The organism is Actinomadura sp. NTSP31 (assembly GCF_041951385.1).
GTDB lineage: Bacteria > Actinomycetota > Actinomycetes > Streptosporangiales > Streptosporangiaceae > Spirillospora > Spirillospora napierensis.
Genome location: NZ_JBGNUT010000018.1, coordinates 52,985 through 72,336, shown reverse-complemented (window position 1 = coordinate 72,336; position 19,352 = coordinate 52,985). Strand labels below are relative to the sequence as shown.

3 protein-coding genes (1 of these 3 cut by a window edge) are annotated in these 19,352 nt (G+C 72.4%); all 3 read right to left on the bottom strand.

What is annotated here, in order from left to right; translation table 11 throughout:
* Tightly spaced (each overlapping or abutting the next), the 3 genes in view from ACA514_RS28305 to ACA514_RS28295 form a layout consistent with a single transcriptional unit that may run on beyond the window.
* Window positions 1-242, bottom strand: partial view of an amino acid adenylation domain-containing protein gene (locus ACA514_RS28305; protein ID WP_375044283.1) — the beginning only. The gene continues 4,207 nt to the left of window position 1, outside the view; 242 of the gene's 4,449 nt are visible here — the first part of the coding sequence; it begins with the start codon at window positions 240-242; its stop codon lies beyond the left edge, outside the window.
* The gene (locus ACA514_RS28300; RefSeq protein WP_375044282.1) at window positions 239-19,093 is read right to left on the bottom strand and encodes a non-ribosomal peptide synthase/polyketide synthase; all 18,855 of its coding nucleotides are present in this window, start codon (window positions 19,091-19,093) and stop codon (window positions 239-241) included. Before ACA514_RS28300 ends, ACA514_RS28305 begins: the two co-directional genes overlap by 4 nt.
* Complete coding sequence (locus ACA514_RS28295; protein ID WP_375044281.1) at window positions 19,083-19,352, bottom strand: acyl carrier protein; 270 nt, start codon at window positions 19,350-19,352, stop codon at window positions 19,083-19,085. Before ACA514_RS28295 ends, ACA514_RS28300 begins: the two co-directional genes overlap by 11 nt.

The window sequence follows — 19,352 nt, the reverse complement described above, 5'->3', positions numbered from 1 at the left end:
CGGGGGATCATCTGGAGGGTGGCGCCGGAGTCGACCTGCCGGAAGCAGGCGCGCAGGCTCGGCTGCCGCGCCACCAGCCGGCGGGCGGCCTCCCGCAACCCCGCCGGGTCGATCCTCTCCAGTCCCAGGGCGGTCTGCACGTTGTAGACGTCGGCGCCCTGGTCGTCGAAGAGCGCGTGGAACAGCAGCCCTTCCTGGAGCGGAGACAGCGGCAGAATGTCCTCGATGCCGGTGCGGTTCACTCGCGGCCTCCTGTGTGCGTGCCGAACTCGGCTTCCAGGCTTTCGATCTCCGCCTGGGCGATGGACACCAAGGGGAAGTCCGACGGGGTGGATCCGCCGGCCGCGGGCCCGGTCGCGTGGGCCGCGATCGCGCCGAGCGCGCGTACCCAGGTCCGCGCCAGGTCGCGGGCGTGCTCCTCGGCGGAGGCGCCGGTGAACGTCCACGACGCGTGCAGCCGCGAACCCCGCGTCACCGCGTTGACGTCGAGCAGGTGCGGAGACGGCAGCGCGGGGTCCGCGCCGCCGGTCAGCCGTGCGCCCGCGTCGGCCCGGCCGAGGTAGTTGAAACCGATCCGCGGGGCCGGCAGCGCGGCGAGGATCGGCCCGGTCTCGGGGTTGAGGTGCCGCAGGAGCCCGTATCCGATGCCGTTGTCCGGCAGGGAGCGCAGCGTCTCCTTGGTGCTCTTGAGGAGGCGGCCCACGACCGGGCCGGCCTCCCACACCTCGTCCCAGTCGTCGATCCGGGTGTCCAGCCGCACCGGGAACTGGCTGGTGAACCAGCCGACGGTGCGGGAGAGGTCGATGCCGCCGGTGAACTCCTCCCGGCCGTGCCCTTCGAGGTCTACCAGGACGCCGTCGCCGCCGGTGCCGAGCCGTCGCCGCCAGTCCGCCACGGCCAGCGCGAGCCCGGTCAGCAGCACCTCGTTGATCCCGATGCGGAAGAGCGCCGGGACGGTGGTGAGCAGTGCCCCGGTCACGTCCTCGGGCACCTCGACGGCGTGGTGGCCGACGCCGATGCCGGGTGATCCCGGTTCCGGTGCCGGTTCGGGGCCGGGGTCGGGATCGGACAGGATCGAGGTCCACAGGTCGAGCTCGCCCGTCCGGCGCGGCGCCTCCGCGGCGAGCAGCCGGGTCCAGCGGCGGAACGATGTGATCACCGGTGGGAGCGCGGGCTCCCGCCCGGCCGCGACGGCCGTCCACGCCTCCAGCAGGTCCGGCACCAGGATTCGCCAGGAGACCGCGTCGACGGCGAGGTGGTGCGCCGTCAGCCGCAGTTCGCCGGGATCGCGCCAGGCCGCCCGGAGTATCGGGCCCGACCGCGGGTCGGGGCCGTCGCCGAAGCAGTCCGCCGCGCGCACCGAGCCGGGATCGCCGATCACGAGCGCGTCGCCGTCCAGCCGCATCCGCAGCACGTCGTGGTGGTCCAGCAGCGCCTGCAGACCCGCGATCACGCAGGCCTCGTCCAGACCCGGCGGGACCGGGACGACCGTCGACTGCACGAAGCCGTCGAGGACACCGCCGTCGATCATCGTTCGCATGACCGGTGTCAGCTCCGCCCGGCCGACGCCCTCGCCGTCGGCGGCGGGGGCCCCTCCCTCGCCGGCCGCCGCGGCGAGCGCGGCGACCGTCCGGTGCTCGAACACCTGCCGGGGCGTGATGACCAGGCCCGCCGCGCGGGCCTTGCCCACGAGCTGGATGGAGATGATGCTGTCGCCGCCGAGTTCGAAGAAGCCGTCGTCGATGCCGACCCGGTCGAGCCCGAGGACCTCGGCGAAGATCCCGCACAGGACCTTCTCTCGCGGGTCGCGCGGTTCGCGGCCGGACGCCGTGAACGACGGCGCGGGCAGCGCGGACCGGTTCACCTTGCCGTTCGGCGTCAGCGGCAGTGCGTCCAGGCTCACGAACACGCCCGGCACCAGATGCGCGGGCAGCACCTCGGCGACGTGCCGCCTCAGCTCCTCGTCGTCCACGCCGGCGGTGCGGGGCACGATGTAGGCCACCAGCCTGCCGTCCCGGGCTACGACCACTGCCTGGGCGACCGCGTCATGCCGGGCCAGTACGGTCTCGACCTCGCCCGGCTCGACCCGGAAGCCGCGCACCTTCACCTGATCGTCGGCACGCCCCACGAACACCAGCTGGCCATCGGTGCCCCACCGCACCAGATCACCCGTCCGGTAAAGCCGTTCACCGGCTTCGAACGGACTCGCCACGAAGCGCGACGCCGTCAATCCGGGACGACCCAGGTATCCCCGCGCCAGCCCAGAACCCGCCACATACAGCTCACCGACCACACCTGGCGGAACCAACCGCAACCCGCCATCGAGCACGAACACCCGCGTATTCGCGATCGGCCGACCAATCGGCACCACCTCGTCGCCCGCCGACAACGGATCACTCACGCTCACGCACACCGTCGCCTCGGTCGGCCCATAGGCATTGACCATCCGCCGCCCCGCCGACCACCGCCCCAGCAGCTCCGGGGGGCAGGCCTCACCGGCGACGATGAGCACGGCGTCGTCGCTGAGACCGTCCGGCGGCAACGCGGCCAGCACCGAGGGAGGCAGCGTCACATGGGTGATGTTGCGGGGGACGATGTCCTCGCCGTCGGCCAGGACGAGCGTCGCGCCGGCGAGGAGCGCCACGGCGATCTCCGCTACCGACGCGTCGAAGCTGGGTGAGGCGAACTGCAGGACGCGGCTGTTCCCGTCCACGGCGAAGCGCTCGATCTGTGCTGTGGCCAGGCTCGCCAGACCGGTGTGCGAGACGACGACGCCCTTCGGCGTCCCGGTCGATCCCGACGTGTAGATCACATAGGCGGCCTGCTCGGGCCGCGACACCACCGGCCCGACCGGCACCCGAGCATCCGCCTCGACAACCGTCGCACGATCGGTGACCGTCAGCACCGGCGCGGCGTCATCGAGCATGAACGCCACCCGCTCAGCCGGATAACCCAAATCCACCGGCAAGTACGCCGCTCCTGCCTTGTGCACCCCCAAAATCGCGACGACCAACTCCACCGACGACGGCAACGCCAAAGCCACCAACTGCTCAGGCCCAACCCCCTGAGCGACCAACCAGCGAGCAAACCGCTCAGCCCACTCCTCCAACTCCCCATACGACAAACGCACGCCACCGCACTCCACCGCCACCGCATCCGGCGACCGCACCACCTGAGCCTCAAACAAATCCGACAACGTGCCCTCAGGCGCCACCCGGCCCGTCTCGTTCCACGCCGCCAGCAACCCACGCTCGCCGTCGCCGATGACCTCGATCCCGCCTACCGGCGCATCCGGATCAGCGACCACGGCCTCGACCAGGCGACGCAACCGGTCCAGGACCGACCGGGCGGCCTCCGCGTCGAAGGCGGCGAGGTCGTGATCGAGCCGCAGGCGCAGGGTGTCGCCCGGAATGACCGCCAGGCCGAGCGGATAGTGGGCTCCATCGCTGCCCTCGGCTCCCGTGATCTTGAGTCCGTCGCCGGTCGGCAGGTCGCGGACGACCGGGTAGTTCTCGAAGATGTAGAGCGAGTCGAACAGCTCCCCGAGACCGGTCAGCCGCTGGATGTCCGTCAACCCGACGAAATGGGCCTCGGCCAGCCTCGACTGCTCCTCCTGCAACCGCGCCAGCAACCCCGACAACGACTCGGCCGGCGCCAGCCGCACCCGCACCGGAACCGTATTGATCAGCAGCCCCACCATCCGCTCCACACCCGGAACCTCCGGCGGACGACCCGACACCGTCATCCCGAACACCACGTCGTCCCGGCCGGTCGAGCGTGCCAGCAGCACCCCCCACAAACCCTGGAAAACACTGTTCAACGTCAGACCACGACCACGAGCCAGAGCCGAGATCGCGGCGCTCAGGTCCGGTCCCAGGTCGAGGGTTCGCTGTCCCCGGTGCGAGGAGCCCGTGCGGGAGGGCGCCACGAGCGTCGGCTCGTCGACGCCCGCCAAGGCGTCACGCCACACCTGTTCGGCCGCCGCCCGGTCCCGGCCCGCCAGCCACGCCAGATAGTCGCGGTACGGCACCGGGTCCGCCGGGCGATCTCCGAACAGCTCCCCCAGCACCAGCGGCATCGACCAGCCGTCGAGCAGGATGTGGTGGTTCGTCACCGCGAACCGGTACCGGTCCGTCCCCACCCGGACCAGCAGGAACCGCATCAGCGGTGGGCGGGCCATGTCGAACCGCCGTGCCCGCTCCTCGGCGAGGACCCGCCGCAGCTCCTCCGGGGAGGAGACCGCCGCCTCACGCCATGGCACCGGAACGCGTCCGGCGACCACCTGCACCGCACCGGCGTCCGCCTGCCGGAAACCGGCCCGCAGGTTCGGATGCCGCGCCAGCAGGCGTTCGACCCGCGCCCGGAGACCGGCCGGATCGACCCCTTCCAGGTCCAGCACCAGCTGAACGTTGTAGACGTCGGGCCCGCTGTCGTCGAAAAGCGCGTGGAACAGCAGGCCCTCCTGCAACGGCGACAGGGGCCAGACGTCCGCGGGGTCCCACTCGTCGATCTCGGCCTGGCTGACCGGCACCAAGGGAAAGTCCGACGGCGAGTGCCCACCGGCGTCCGGACGGGCGGCATCCGCCGCCAGCGCCTCCAGGGCGGCCAGCCACGCGTCCGCGAGCTCCTGAACGTCGTCCTCGGGCAGCGCGCCCTCGGGGAACGACCAGAACGCGGTCAGCCTGGAGTCGAGCGTGAACGCGTTGACGCTGAGCAGGTGCGGATGCGACCGCTCCGGGTCCGGCCGTCCGCCCAGCGCCGCCTCGCCCGCGCCGTCGATGCGGCCGAGGTAGTTGAACCCGATCTGGGGTCCGGCGTGCCCCGCCAGTTCCGGCGCGGTCTCGGCGTTCAGGTAACGCAGCAGCCCGTACCCGAGGCCGTTGTCGGGCAGGCTCCGCAGCCGCTCCTTGACCTGCCGGAGCGTCTCACCGGCATCGCCGGCCGCCTCGATGCGGACCGGGAAGACGCTGGTGAACCAGCCCACCGTGCGCGAGAGGTCGAGGCCGCCGGTGAACTCTTCGCGGCCGTGCCCCTCCACGGCCACCAGAACGGCGGCACCGTCCTCGCCCCGGCGGCGGCGACGGTCCGCCACCGCGAGCGCCAGGCCGGCGAGCAGGACGTCCTGCACTCCGGCGTGGTACAGGGCCGGCACCGTGGTCAGCAGGGCACCGGTCAGCTCCGCCGGCACCGTCACGCGTACCGACCGCAGGGGGCCGCGCCACGGCCCGGACCCGGCCTCGGCGAAGGCGTCCCCGCCCGGCGCGGTCAGCATCGAGGTCCACAGGCCCAGTTCCCCGGCCCGCCGGGGCGCCTCCGCCGTCAACAGCCGTGACCAGCGGCGGAAGGACGTGCCCACGGGGGCCGGTCGCGCGGGCCGGCCGGCCTCGATCTCCGCCCACGCCGCCTGCAGATCGGAGACCAGGATCCGCCACGAGACCCCGTCGACGGCCAGGTGATGCACGGTCAGCCGCAGGCGGTCCCCGCCGGTTCGCTCCGCGCGGAGCATCGCGCCCGAACGCGGGTCCGGGCTGCCCCCGCCCAGGCAGTCGGCCGCGCGCACCGACCCCGGTTCGGATATCACCAGGCCCTCGCCGTCCAGGCGCATCCGCAGCACGTCATGGTGATCCAGCAGCGCCTGGAGTCCGGCCAGCAGACCGGCCTCGTCGAGGCCGGTCGGTATCGGCACGACCACCGCCTGGTCGAAGCCGTCGATGCCGCCGCGCCCGACCAGCCACCGCATGATCGGCGTCAGCTCGGCCGGCCCCGCCCCGTCCTCGGCCGGCTCGGCGACGGCGTCGGTCGCGGCCGCGGCGAGGGCGGCCACCGTCTGCAGCTCGAAGACCTGCCGCGGACGGATCACCAGCCCGGCCGCCCGGGCCCGGCTGACGAGCTGGATCGAGGAGATGCTGTCGCCGCCCAGCTCGAAGAAGCGGTCGTCGATGCCGACGCGGTCCAGCCCCAGCACCTCGGCGGCCAGCGCGCACAGCGTGCTCTCGCGGGCGTCGCGCGGCTCGCGCCCGGACACCGCGATCTCCGGTGCGGGAAGGGCCGCCCGGTCCACCTTCCCGTTCGGGGTCAAGGGCAGCGCGTCCAGCACGGTGAGCACGGCGGGCACCAGGTGGGCGGGCAGGGCCGCGGCCGCGCGGTCCCGCACCTCGGCGACGTCGAGCCCGCCGGCCTTCGGAACGAGGTAGGCCACCAGCCGGCCGTCCCGGGCCGCGACCGCGACCTGGTTCACCGCGGGGTGGCGGGCCAGCACCGCCTCGACCTCTCCGGGCTCGATCCGGAATCCGCGCAGCTTCACCTGGTCGTCGGCGCGGCCCACGAACCACAGCTGCCCTTCGGCATCCCGGCGCACGAGGTCGCCGGTGCGGTACAGACGCTCGCCCGGTGCGCCGAAGGGATCCGCGACGAAACGCGAAGCCGTCAGCGCCGGCCGGTTCAGGTACCCGCGGGCCAGACCGGCCCCGCCCACGTAGAGCTCGCCGACCACGCCGGGCGGCACGAGGCGCAGCTCGTCGTCGAGGACGTGAACTCTGGTGTTCCACACCGGACGGCCGATCGGGGGCGCGCCCGACCCGTCCAGGGGATCGCTCAGGGTGACGCAGACCGTCGCCTCCGTCGGACCGTACCCGTTGACCATCCGGCGCCCCGCCGACCAGCGCCGGACCAGGTCCGGCGGGCACGTCTCACCCGCCACCACGAGCGTGACGCCCGCCGGCACCCCGCCGTCCGGCATCACCGCGAGGGCCGAGGGCGGCAGCGTCACCTGGGTCACGCCCCGGGCCGCCAGTAGGCCGGCCAGCGCCGCCCCGGGGACCAGGTCGTCGGGCTCGGCCATCACGAGCGCGGCGCCGCCGATCAGGGTGCGGGCGACGGTCGAGGCGGCCACGTCGAAGCTGGGCGAGGCGAACTGCAGGACGCGGCCGCCCGGCCCGACGCCGAGCCGTTCGTTCAGCATCAGGGCGAGGCTCACCAGGCCCCGGTGCGTGACCGTGACGCCCTTCGGCCGGCCGGTGGACCCCGACGTGTAGATCACGTACGCGGGATGGCCCGGCAGCAGCGCGCCGCACCGGACGGCAGCGGTGACCTCGCCGGGGTCCGTGCCGGGCAGCTCCGCGAACGTGTCGGGCGTGATCACGCAGAGCGGGCGCGCGTCGTCCAGCATGAACGCGATCCGCTCGGCCGGATAGCCGGGATCGATCGGCACGTACCCGGCGCCCGACTTGAGCACCGCCACGATCGCGACCACGAGCTCGGCGGAGCGCGGCAGGGCGACGCCGACGAGCCGCTCCGGGCCGGCGCCGCGGGCGATCAGCCATCGGGCGAGCCGGTCGGCCCGCTCGTCCAGCTCGCCGTAGGTCAGCTCGTCGTCACCGAACACCACGGCGGTCGCGTCCGGGGCCCGCCGCACCTGGGCGGCGAACAGCTCCGGTACGGTCTCCTCCCGCACCGGGTGCCCCGTGTCGTTCCACTCCAGCAGCAGCCGATCGCGCTCCGCGGGCCGCAGGACGCCGATCCGGCCCACCGGCAGGTCGGGCTCGGTCACCGCCGTCTCGATCAGGCCGAGCAGCCGCGCCAGGATCGATTCGGCGGTCCGCTCGTCGAGGAGCCCGGCCTGGTAGCCGAGCCGGAGCCGCAGCGTCTCGCCGGGCAGGGCGGTGAGGGTGACCGGGTAGTGCGCGCCGTCGTGCACGTCGTACAGTCGTACGCCGGGCGGCGTGTCCGCTCCGCCCATCGGGTAGTTCTCGAAGACGTAGAGCGTGTCGAACAGTTCACCGGGACCGCTGGTGCGCTGGATGTCGGCCAGCCCGAGGAAGTGCGCGTCCACCAGGCTCGCCTGCTCCCGCTGGAGCCGGGTCAGCATGGTGCGCAGCGGCTCGTGCCGGTCCAGCCGGACCCGTACCGGGACGGTGTTGATGAACAGCCCGATCATCCGGTCGAGATCGGGGATCTCCGGTGGCCGGCCCGACACGGTCATCCCGAACACCACGTCGGTGCGGCCGGTCAGCCGGGCCAGCAGAAGCCCCCACAGGCCCTGGACGACGCTGTTCAACGTCAGCCCGGAGCGGGCGGCCAGGTCCGAGACGGCGGCGTGCAGCTCGGCCCCGAGGTCGACGATCCGCTGGTCGCGCCGCATCGAGCCGGAGCCCGGCGGTGCCAGCAGGGTCGGCTGCTCGATCCCGGCGAGCGCCTCCCGCCACCGGGCCTCGGCCGCGTCCCGGTCGCGGCCCGTCAGCCACGACAGGTAGCGCCGGTACGGCACCGGGTCGGTCCGCGGCCCGCCGAACAGCTCGCGCAGGACCAGCGGCATCGACCAGCCGTCCAGAAGGATGTGATGGTTGGTCATGGCGAGCCAGCAGCCGCCGCGGGCGTCCCGCACCACCAGGAAGCGCAGCAGCGGCGGCTTCTCCATGTCGAAGGGTTCGGCGCGCTCCTCGGCGAGGACCCGCCGCAGTTCCTCCTCGTCCGCCACCACCGCCTCGCGCCAGGGCACCTCGACCGCGCCGGCGACGCGCTGGACGAACCCGCCGTCGTCCGGCCAGAAGCCCGCCCGCAGGTTCGCGTGCCGCGCCACCAGCCGCTCGGCTGCCGCACGCACCGGCGACAGGTCCACGCCGTCGAGGGCCAGCACGGCCTGGTCGTGGTACACCTCGTCGGCGCCGTCCTCGAAGAGCGCGTGGAACAGCAGCCCTTCCTGCAACGGCGACAACGGCAGCACGTCGCCGGACTCGAACTCGGGAGGCAGCGGGGCGAGGTCGGCGTCCGCGACGGGCGCGAGCGCCGCCACCGTCTGATGCTCGAACACCTGACCGGCGGTCACCGAGAAGCCCGCCTCGCGAGCTCGGCTGACCAGCTGGATGGAGGAGATGCTGTCGCCGCCCAGCTCGAAGAAGTTGTCGTCGATCCCGACCCGGTCAAGTCCGAGCACGTCGGCGAACAGCCCGCAGAAGACCTCCTCGCGCGCATCACGAGGCGCACGCCCCGACACCGACACCTCCGGCGCCGGCAACCCGGCCCGATCCAGCTTCCCGTTCGGGGTCAGCGGGAGGGCATCGAGCACCATGAACGCCGCCGGGACCATGTACTCCGGCAACCGCGCCGCCACGAACCCACGCAGACCCGCCAAGTCGAGGTCGGCGCTGGCCGCGACCACGTAGGCGACCAGCCGCCCGTCCCGCACCACGACCGCCGCCTGGGCGACGCCATCATGCCCGGCGAGCACGGTCTCGATCTCACCCGGCTCGACCCGGAACCCCCGAACCTTCACCTGATCATCGGCACGCCCCACAAACACCAGCTCGCCGTCGGCGTCCCACCGCACCAGATCACCCGTCCGATAAAGCCGCTCACCGGCCTGGAACGGATCGGCCACAAACCGCGACGCCGACAACCCAGGCCGGTTCAGATAACCCCGCGCCAGGCCCGCGCCACCCAGATACAACTCCCCCACCACACCCGGCGGCACCAACCGCATCCCACCGTCCAGCACATACACCCGGGTATTGGCGATCGGCCGACCAATCGCCACCCGATCGGTCTCGCTCGGGCACACCCACGACGTGACATCGATCGACGCCTCCGTCGGCCCATAAAGGTTGTGCAACTCCGCCGGCAATACCCGGGCGAAGTCCCGCACCGTGCCCGCGGCCAACGCCTCCCCGCTACAGATCACCCGCCGCAAACTCAGACAGCCACCCGCCAACGGCTCGGTCAAAAACGCCGCCAGCATCGACGGCACAAAATGCGCCGTGGTCACCGACGCCCCCCGAATCAACCCCGCCAAATACAACGCATCCCGATGCCCACCCGGCCGAGCCACCACCAACCCCGCACCCGCGATATGCGGCCAGAAAAACTCCCACACCGACACATCGAAACTCGCCGACGTCTTCTGCAAAACCCGATCGTCCGACCCCAACGCATAGGTGTCCTGCATCCACAACAACCGGTTCACAACCCCGGACTGGCTGATCACCACACCCTTCGGCACACCCGTCGAACCCGACGTATAAATCACATAAGCCGGATGCCCCGGCAACAGCCGCCGCGTCCGCTCACCATCAACCACCGGACCAGACGGCAACACTGCGGTGTCCACCTGGTCGACCAGCACCCGGTCCACCTCGCCCACTACTGCCTGACCTGCCGTGGTCAGCAGCAACGCCGGCTCGGCGTCCCGCAGCATGAACTCCACCCGCTCAGCCGGATAGTCCACATCCACCGGCAGATAGGCCGCACCTGCCCGCACCACCGCGTGCAGCGCCACTACCAACTCCACCGACCGGGGAATCGCGACCGCGACCACCCGTTCCGGACCCACACCCCGCCCGATCAACAACCGCGCCAGACGATTCGCACGCTCGTCCAACTCCCGATAGGACAGCTCAACGCCCTCACACACCACCGCCACCGCATCCGGCGACCGCACCGCCTGCGCCGCCAGCAGATCCGGCAGAGTCGCCGAGGGCCGAGGGAGAACGTCTCCGACCGCGGCGGTCAGCAGCCGCTGCCGCTCGTCCGGATCGAGCAGTTCCGCGCGGGAGATCCGGGCGTCGGGGTCGGCGACCATCGCGGCGAGCATGCGGCGCAGGCGCTCGATGACGGCGGCGGCGGTGCCGGGGTCGAACAGGTCCGCGTTGTACTCGAGCATCCCGGCGAGGCCGTCGGCGCTCTCGCTGACGCTCAGCGACAGGTCGAACTTGGCCGCGTCGATCGAGACCGTGACCGGTTCGACCGCCAGCCCGGCGAGCCGCACACCGGGCTGTCCCGTGGTGTTCTCATGGCTCAGCAGCACCTGGAACAGCGGGTGCCGCGCCAGCGATCGGGCCGGGCCGACCGCGTCCACGACCCGCTCGAACGGCACGTTCTGGTGCGCGAACGCGGCCAGGTCCCGATCCCGCACCCGCCCGACCAGGTCACGCGCGCTCGGGTCGCCCGAGGTGTCGGTGCGCAACACCAGCGTGTTGGTGAAGAACCCGACCAGCTCGTCCAGTGCCGCGTCGGGCCTGCCCGCCGTCGGCGAGCCGATGGGAATGTCGGTGCCGGCGCCCAGCCTGGTCAGCACCGCGGCCAGTCCCGCCTGGAGCACCATGAACACGGTCGCCTGCGTGGACGCCGCCAGCGCGCGCAGGTCGGCCAGCAGTTCCCGGTCCCACTCGAAAGACAGCCGTCCACCGCGATGCGTCGCCCGCGCGGGCCGGGGCCGGTCCGCGGGCAGCGCCAGCTGGTCCGGCAGGCCCGCCAGTTCGCCGGTCCAGAACGCCAGCTCGCGGGCCAGCACGCTGCCGGGATCGTCGTCGGCGCCCAGCAGCTCGCGCTGCCAGACCGCGAAGTCGGCGTAGTCCACCGGCAGTGGCGCCCACCGCGGCCGGTCTCCGTCGCGGCGCGCCGCGTACGCGGCGGCCAGGTCCCGGCCCAGCGGACCCATCGACCAGCCGTCCGCCGCGATGTGATGCAGGACCAGGACGAGCATCTCGGTGTGCCCGTCCGTCACGAGCCGTGCCCGCATCGGCGGGTCGGCCGTCAGGTCGAAACCCTCGCCCGCGATGGCGGCGGCCGTCTCGTCGACCCGGCCGGCGGAGACCTCGACCAGCTCCAGCTCCACCGCCTCGGCGACCGGCAGCACCTTGGCCCAGGGCTGCCCGTCGACGGAGGGGAACACCGTGCGCAGCACCGGATGCCGCAGGGCGAGGTCGGCCAGGGCGGCGCCCAGCGCGGCCCGGTCCACTCCGCCGGTGAGCCGCAGCACCACCGGCAGGTTGTAGGTCGCGCGGCGCCCCTCGATCTGGTTGACGAACCACAGCCTGCGCTGCCCGAACGACAGCTCCCCGGTTCCGGTCCCCGCCACCGGCGGTAGGTGGTTCGTGCTCGCCGTGCCGTCGAGCCGCCGCGCGAGGTCCGCGACCGTCGGGTGCTCGAAGACGGCCCGGACGGGCAGTTCCAGGCCCAGCGTCGCGCCGATCCGGCTCACCAGCCTGGTCGCCGACAGCGAATGACCGCCGAGCGCGAAGAAGTCGTCGTCGATTCCCACCCGGTCCGCGCCGAGCACCTCGGCGAAGAGCCCGCACAGGATCTCCTCACGCGGGTCGCGAGCGGCTCGCCCCGAACGTTCCGTGCGGAGGTCCGGAGCGGGCAGCGCGGTTCGGTCCACCTTGCCGTTCGGCGTCAGCGGCAGTGCGTCCAGCTCGACGAAGAGGGACGGCACCATGTGGCTCGGCAGTACGGACGCGGCGTGGTCTCGCAGTTCCGCGACGGGGAGTCCGGCGGTGCGGGGCACCACGTAGGCGACCAGTCCGCCGTCCCGGGCCACGACCGCCACCTGGGCGACCGCGTCATGCCGGGCCAGTACGGTCTCGACCTCGCCCGGCTCGACCCGGAAACCGCGCACCTTCACCTGATCGTCGGCACGCCCCACGAACACCAACTGGCCATCAGCGCCCCACCGCACCAGATCACCCGTCCGGTAAAGCCGCCCACCGGCCTCGAACGGACTCGCCACAAAACGCGACGCCGTCAACCCAGGACGACCCAGATACCCCCGCGCCAAACCCGAGCCCGCCACATACAACTCACCCACCACACCCGGCGGCACCAACCGCAACCCGCCATCAAGCACGAACACCCGCGTATTCGCGATCGGCCGGCCGACCGGCACCACCCCATCGCCCGCCGACAACGGATCACTCACACTCACGCACACCGTCGCCTCGGTCGGCCCATAGGCGTTCACCATCCGCCGCCCCGCCGACCACCGCTCCACCAGCGCAGGAGGACAGGCCTCACCCGCCACCACCAGGACCGCATCGGCGGGGAGCGCTTCCGGCGGCAACGCGGCCAGTGCCGACGGCGGCAGGGTCGCGTGCGACACCCGGCGGGTGGCCGCACTCGACAGCGCGTCCTCTTGCCCGGGCAGGACGAGGGTCGCACCGGACAGCAGCGCCATGACCAGTTCCCAGAACGACGCGTCGAAGCTGGGTGAGGCGAACTGCAGGACGCGGCTGCCCACCCCGACACCGAGGTGCTCCGCCTGTGACAAGGCCAGGCTCGCCACACCGGTGTGCGACACCACCACGCCCTTCGGCGTCCCCGTCGATCCCGACGTGTAGATCACATAGGCGGCCTGCTCGGGCCGCGACACCACCGGCCCGACCGGCACCTGAGCGTCCGCCTCGACGACCGTCGCACGATCGGTGACCGTCAACACCGGCGCGGCATCATCGAGCATGAACGCCACCCGCTCAGCCGGATAACTCAGATCCACCGGCAAATACGCCGCTCCTGCCTTGTGCACCCCCAAAATCGCGACGACCAACTCCACCGACGACGGCAACGCCAAAGCCACCAACTGCTCCGGCCCAACCCCCTGAGCCACCAACCACCGAGCAAACCGCCCCGCCCACTCCTCCAACTCCCCATACGACAAACACACATCACCGCACTCCACCGCCACCGCATCCGGCGACCGCACCACCTGAGCCTCAAACAAATCCGACAACGAGCCCTCAGACACCACCCGGCCCGTCTCGTTCCACCCCGCCAGCAACCCACGCTCAACCTCGTCCAGCACACCGATCCGGCCCACCGGCGCATCCGGATCAGCGACCAGCACCTCGGCCAGACGACCCAACCGGCCCAGAATCGACCGGGCGGCGTCCTCGTCGATGACGTCGGACCGGTAGCCCATCCGCAGGCGATGCGTGTCGCCCGGAACGACGGTGAGGTTGACCGGGTAATGCGGGTTGTCGTGGATCTCCTCCAGGACCCCGCCGAGTCCGACCGGGTAGTTCTCGAAGACGTAGAGCGAGTCGAACAGCTCCCCGAGACCGGTCAGCCGCTGGATGTCCGTCAACCCCAGGAAATGGGCCTCGCCAAGCCTCGACTGCTCCTCCTGCAACCGCGCCAGCAACCCCGACAACGACTCGGCCGGCGCCAGCCGGACCCGCACCGGAACCGTGTTGATCAGCAGCCCGACCATCCGCTCCACACCCGGAACCTCCGGCGGACGACCCGACACCGTCATCCCGAACACCACGTCCTCGCGACCCGTGAGCCGCGCCACCAACACCCCCCACAGACCCTGGAAAACGCTGTTCAACGTCAGACCACGGCCACGAGCCAGAGCCGAGATCGCGGCGCTCAGGTCCCGAGGCAGTTCCACCGTGAGCTGCTGATCGGCGGCTCCGGCGCCGGGCTGCAGGAGCGTCGGCTCGTCGACGCCCGCCAAGGCCTCGCGCCACACCTGTTCGGCCGCCGCCCGGTCCCGGTTCGCCAGCCACGCGAGGTAGTCGTGACACGACACCGGATCCGCGGGCGTCTCACCCAGCAGCTCACCCAGCACGAGCGGCATCGACCAGCCGTCGAGGAGGATGTGGTGGTTGGTCAGCACCAGCCGGGTCGGGCCCGCGCCGAGGCGCACCAGCAGGAACCGCAGCAACGGCGGCCTCGCCATGTCGAACCGTTCGGCGCGCTCGGCGGCCAGGACCTCCCGGAACTCCTCCTGCGACGACACCTCCACCTCGCGCCATGGCACCTCCGCCGACCGGGAGATCACCTGCACCGCACCGGCCCCGGCCTGCCGGAAACCGGCCCGCAGTCCCGCATGGCGCGCCACCAGCCGCTCGGCCCGGGCGCGCAGCACGCCGGGGTCGATGCCGTTCGCGCTCATCACCAGCTGCACGTTGTAGACGTCGGTCCCCCGGTCGTCGAACAACGCGTGGAACAGCAGGCCCTCCTGCAGCGGGGTCAGCGGCAGGACGTTCTCGGGATCCCACTCGTCGATCTCCGCCTGGCCCACCCGCACCAGCGGGAAGTCCGACGGCGAGTGCCCACCGGAGTCGGTGGCGGAGGCCAGCCTGCCCAACGCCGCCACCCACGCCTCCGCCAGCTGCCGGATGTCCTCCTCGGACAGGGCATCGGTGGCGAACGACCAGGCGGCCTCGAGCACCGAGCCACCGCGCAGGATCACGTTGACGTCGAGCAGGTGCGGCAGCGGCATGTCCGGGCCGATTCCGCCCGCGAGCTCGGCCTCCTCGTCGAAGCGCCCGAGATAGTTGAACCCGATCTGCGGGGTGGCGAGGCCGGCGAGCAGCGGCGCGGTCTCGGCGTTCAGATAGCGCAGCAGCCCGTACCCGAGGCCGTGGTCCGGCAGCGTGCGCAGCCGCTCCTTGACGTCCTTGAGCGTTCTGCCGGGCTCCAGGGGATGCGCCTCGAGCCGCACCGGGAACAGGGAGGTGAACCAGCCGGCCGTGCGCGACAGATCGACGCCGCCCGTGAACTCTTCCCGGCCGTGCCCCTCCAGGTCCACCAGCACGGCCGCGCCGTCATCGCCTCGCCGCCGGCGCCAGTCGGCCACGCCGAGCGCCAGGCCAGCCAGCAGGATCTCGTTCATTCCGGCGTGGAACCGTGCCGGCGTCCTCGTCAGCAGGGCCTCGGTGAGGTCGGCGGGCACGGTCACCGGGATGCTCTCCCAGCGCCGGTGCGGTGTGCCGCCCCGGCTCGGTACCAGGCCCGCATGGTCCGGTGACAGCATCGAGGCCCACAGGTCCAGCTCGCCCGTGCGCCGCGGGGCCTCCTGCGCAAGCAGCCCCGCCCACCGGCGGAACGACGTGCCCACGGGGGCCAGGACGGCGGTCCGGCCGGCCGCGATCGCCGCCCACGCCTCCTGGAGGTCGGGCAGCAGGATCCGCCACGACACCCCGTCGACGGCCAGGTGGTGCAGGGTCAACCGCAGGCGACCGGCCTCGTGCCACGCCGCGCGCAGCACCGGGCCCGTCCGGGGATCCGGGTCGTCGTCGCCGAGGCACTCGGCCGCCGAGACCGAACCCGGCTCGCCGATCACCAGGGCATCGCCGACGAGGCGCATCCGCAGCACATCGTGGTGATCCAGCAGCGCCTGCAACCCGGCCAGCAGGCCGGCCTCGTCGAGGCCGGCGGGGACGTCGACCACCATCGACTGGGTGAAGCCCTCGATCGAGCCGCCGAGCTCGTCCAGCCACCGCATGATGGGCGTCGGCGGGACCGGGCCGACGCCGTCCCCCGGCAGCGCACCGTCGCCCTCACCGGCCCGGCCGGTCCGGGCGGCCAGAGCGGCCTGGACCACGGCGGCCAGGCCGGCCACCGTGGGGTGCTCGAACACCAGCCTCGGTGTGATCGTCAGACCGGCGCCGCGCGCCCGGCTCACCAGCTGGATCGAGGAGATGCTGTCGCCGCCGAGCTCGAAGAAGCCGTCGTCGATCCCGACGCGGTCCAGGCCCGCGACCTCGGCGAACAGGCGGCAGAGCGTCTCCTCGACGGCGTTGCGCGGCGGACGGGAGGAGACCGAGCCGGCGAAGTCCGGTGCCGGCAGGGCGGAGCGTTCCACCTTTCCGTTGGCCGTGAGCGGCAGCTCTTCCAGGCGCACGAACGCCGCGGGGACCATGTAGGCCGGAAGGGCGGCGGCCGCATGTGCGCGCAGCACGGCGGGGTCGAAGCCGCCCGCGGGCACCACGTAGGCCACCAGGCGCCGCTCTCCGGGCTGGTCCTCGCGGATGATCACGCAGACCTGGGCCACCGAGTCGTGCCGGCCCAGCACCGACTCGATCTCACCGGGCTCGACCCGGAATCCGCGCACCTTCACCTGGTCGTCGACCCGGCCGGCGTACCAGAGCCGGCCCTCGGAGTCCCAGCGCCCCAGGTCCCCGCTGCGGTACAGGCGCTCGCCCCGCTCACCGAACGGGTCCGCGACGAAGCGCGAAGCCGTCAGTCCCGGCCTGTCCAGGTATCCGCGCCCGAGGCCGACACCACCGACGTACAGCTCGCCCACGACGCCCGGCGGCACCGGTCGCAGTTCGTCGTCGAGCACGTGCACCCGCATGTTCCCGATCGGCCGGCCCACCGACGGGAGTGCCTCACCGCTCAGCGGCTCGCTCAGCGTCATGTAGACCGTCGACTCGGTCTGGCCGTAGGCGTTGAACATCCGCCGGCCCGCGGACCAGCGTTTGATCGCGTCCGGCGACGTCGCCTCTCCCCCGACGACGAGCACTCCGAGGCTGGGCAGGTCCGCCGCGCTGAGGCTCGGCAGCAGGCTCGGCGGCAGCAGCGCGTGCGTGACCTCGCGCCGTCGCAGCAGGTCGAGCAGGGGTGCGCCGACCTCGTGCGCGAGCACCAGCGTCGCGCCGGAGAGAAGCGAGACGGCCAGCTCCCAGACCGAGGCGTCGAAGCTCGGCGAGGCGAACTGGAGCACCCGGCTGCCGGCGCCGACGCTGAGCCGTTCCACCTGGGTGCGGGTGAAGTTCATCAGCCCGGCATGGGTGATGACGACGCCCTTCGGCCGGCCGGTGGACCCGGAGGTGTAGATCACGTAGGCCGGGTGGTCCGCGGCGAGGGGCGCGATCCGGTCGGCGTCCGTCACGGCGGCGTCCGAGTAGGAGGCCGCGGCCGCGGTCTCGGCCGTCGTCAGCCGCAGTACGGGACGCGCGTCGCTGATCATGAACGCGATCCGGTCGGCCGGGTAGTCCGGATCGATCGGCACGTAGCTCGCGCCCGACTTCCACACCGCGAGCACCGCGATGACCAGGTCCAGAGATCTGGGCATGGCCAGTGCGACGATCCGCTCGGGTCCCGCGCCGCGGTCGATGAGCAGCCGCGCGAGCCGGTTGGCGCGCGAATCCAGCTCGGCGTAGGTCGGCTCCGCCCCGTCGGCGATCACCGCGACGTGGTCGGGGTGCCGGGCCGCCGCGGCGGCGAACAGGTCCGGCAGTGTCAGCTCCGGTACGTCGCATGCCGGGCCGTCGGCGGCCGCGAGAACGCTCCGGTCCGCCGCGGTGAGCAGGTCGAGTTCGCGTATCGGCTCGCCGGGGCTGCCCAGCAGGGTCGTCAGGAACCCCACCAGCCTGGTCCCGTGGTGTTCCAGTTCCGCTTCGGTGTAGCGGGCGGCCTCGGCTTCGAACTCCAGCCGGATCTCGGAATCCCCGGGCTCGGCGTAGGCGTTGAGGGACAGATCCTGGACGGGGCCGGTCGACAGCACCTCGGCGGTGGCGAGGTGCTCTCCGAACGCGAGGCCCATCCCGAACGACATGATGTTGACGACAGGCCCGCTGAGCTTGGCCGTCCGGCGGGAAAGGCCCAGGTCGCGGTGGAGGTCCTCGCTGCGGTAGCGCTGATGCTTGATCAACTGCGTGAGGCGGCCCGAGACCTGCTCCACCAGATCGGTGAGCCGGTCGGGCCGCGCGACCTCGAGACGCAGCGGCAGTTCGTTGGCGAGCATCGTCGGCGTCGCCAGCGCCGGCGTGCTGGTCCTGGCGAGCACGGGGACGCCGAGGCTCACCTGTGCGCTCGAGGTCATCCGGTGGAGGTAGGCGGCGACGCCGGCGATCAGGACCACCGACCAGCGGGTGCCGAGTTCGTCCGCCGCCCCGCGCAGCGCCTCGCACAGGGGGGCGGGAAGCCGGACGGTGCTCCGCAGCGTGCCCGCCGCCGTGCTCGCCGCCCCGCCGGCGAGGCTGACCGGACGCGGGGGCTCGTGGAAGCTCTCGAGCCAGTAGGCCCGGTCTCGTTCCCTTCGTGCGGAACTCTGGTAGGCCCGCGCCTCCGCGGCCAGTTCCGCGGCGGAGGCGAACGCGGCCGGAGCCGGAGCCGTGCCGGCCCGCATCGCCGAGTAGGTCTCGGCGATCCGGCGGCAGTACAGCATGGCGCCGTAGGCGTCCAGGAGGATGTGGTGGTAGCGGAGGTAGAACAGGGACCTGCGGCCCGGGAGCACGAACAGCACATGCGTCAGCGCGGCGTCGGCGCCGGTGAGGTCGACGGGTCGGCCGAGGTCCCGGTCCATCCAGGCTCGGGCGCCGTCCTCGTCCATCTCAAGGACGCGCAGGGGGAAGGCGGCGTCCGGATCTCCGTGCGCCCGCAGTCCGTCGTCCCCGCCGGTGAAGCGCAGCCGTACCGGCTCGGTCTCGGCGACGGCCGAGTCCACCGCGGCGCGCAGGACCTCATCGTCGAGGACGCCGTCGACCGCGAAGGCGACCCCGCAGTTGTACTGCGGGTTCTCCGGGTCCAGGTGCTGAGCGACCCAGATGTCGGCCTGAGCCGGCGATGCCGGCCACCGGTCACTGCTCACCCGTCCCCCTCAGCACCGTGCCGAGCAGATATTCGCTGAGGGCGTCGATCGTCGGGTGGTCCCACAGGAGCGCCGGGTCGAGGCTGACATCGAGGTGGTCCTCGATCTCGCAGCACACCGCGAACGCCTCCACCGAGTCCAGCCCGTACCGGCCGAGGTCCACCTCCGGCGATATCTGTTCGACGGGCAGGCGCGCGTGCGTCGCGACACGCTCCGCGAGCCACGCCTGCAGGCCTTCGGGCGAAACCGAGCTCCGCAT

Excerpts from the sequence above, each read along its gene's own strand:
- ACA514_RS28295 (WP_375044281.1), bottom strand. The coding sequence starts at position 19,352 with ATGCGGAGCTCGGTTTCGCCCGAAGGCCTGCAGGCGTGGCTCGCGGAG.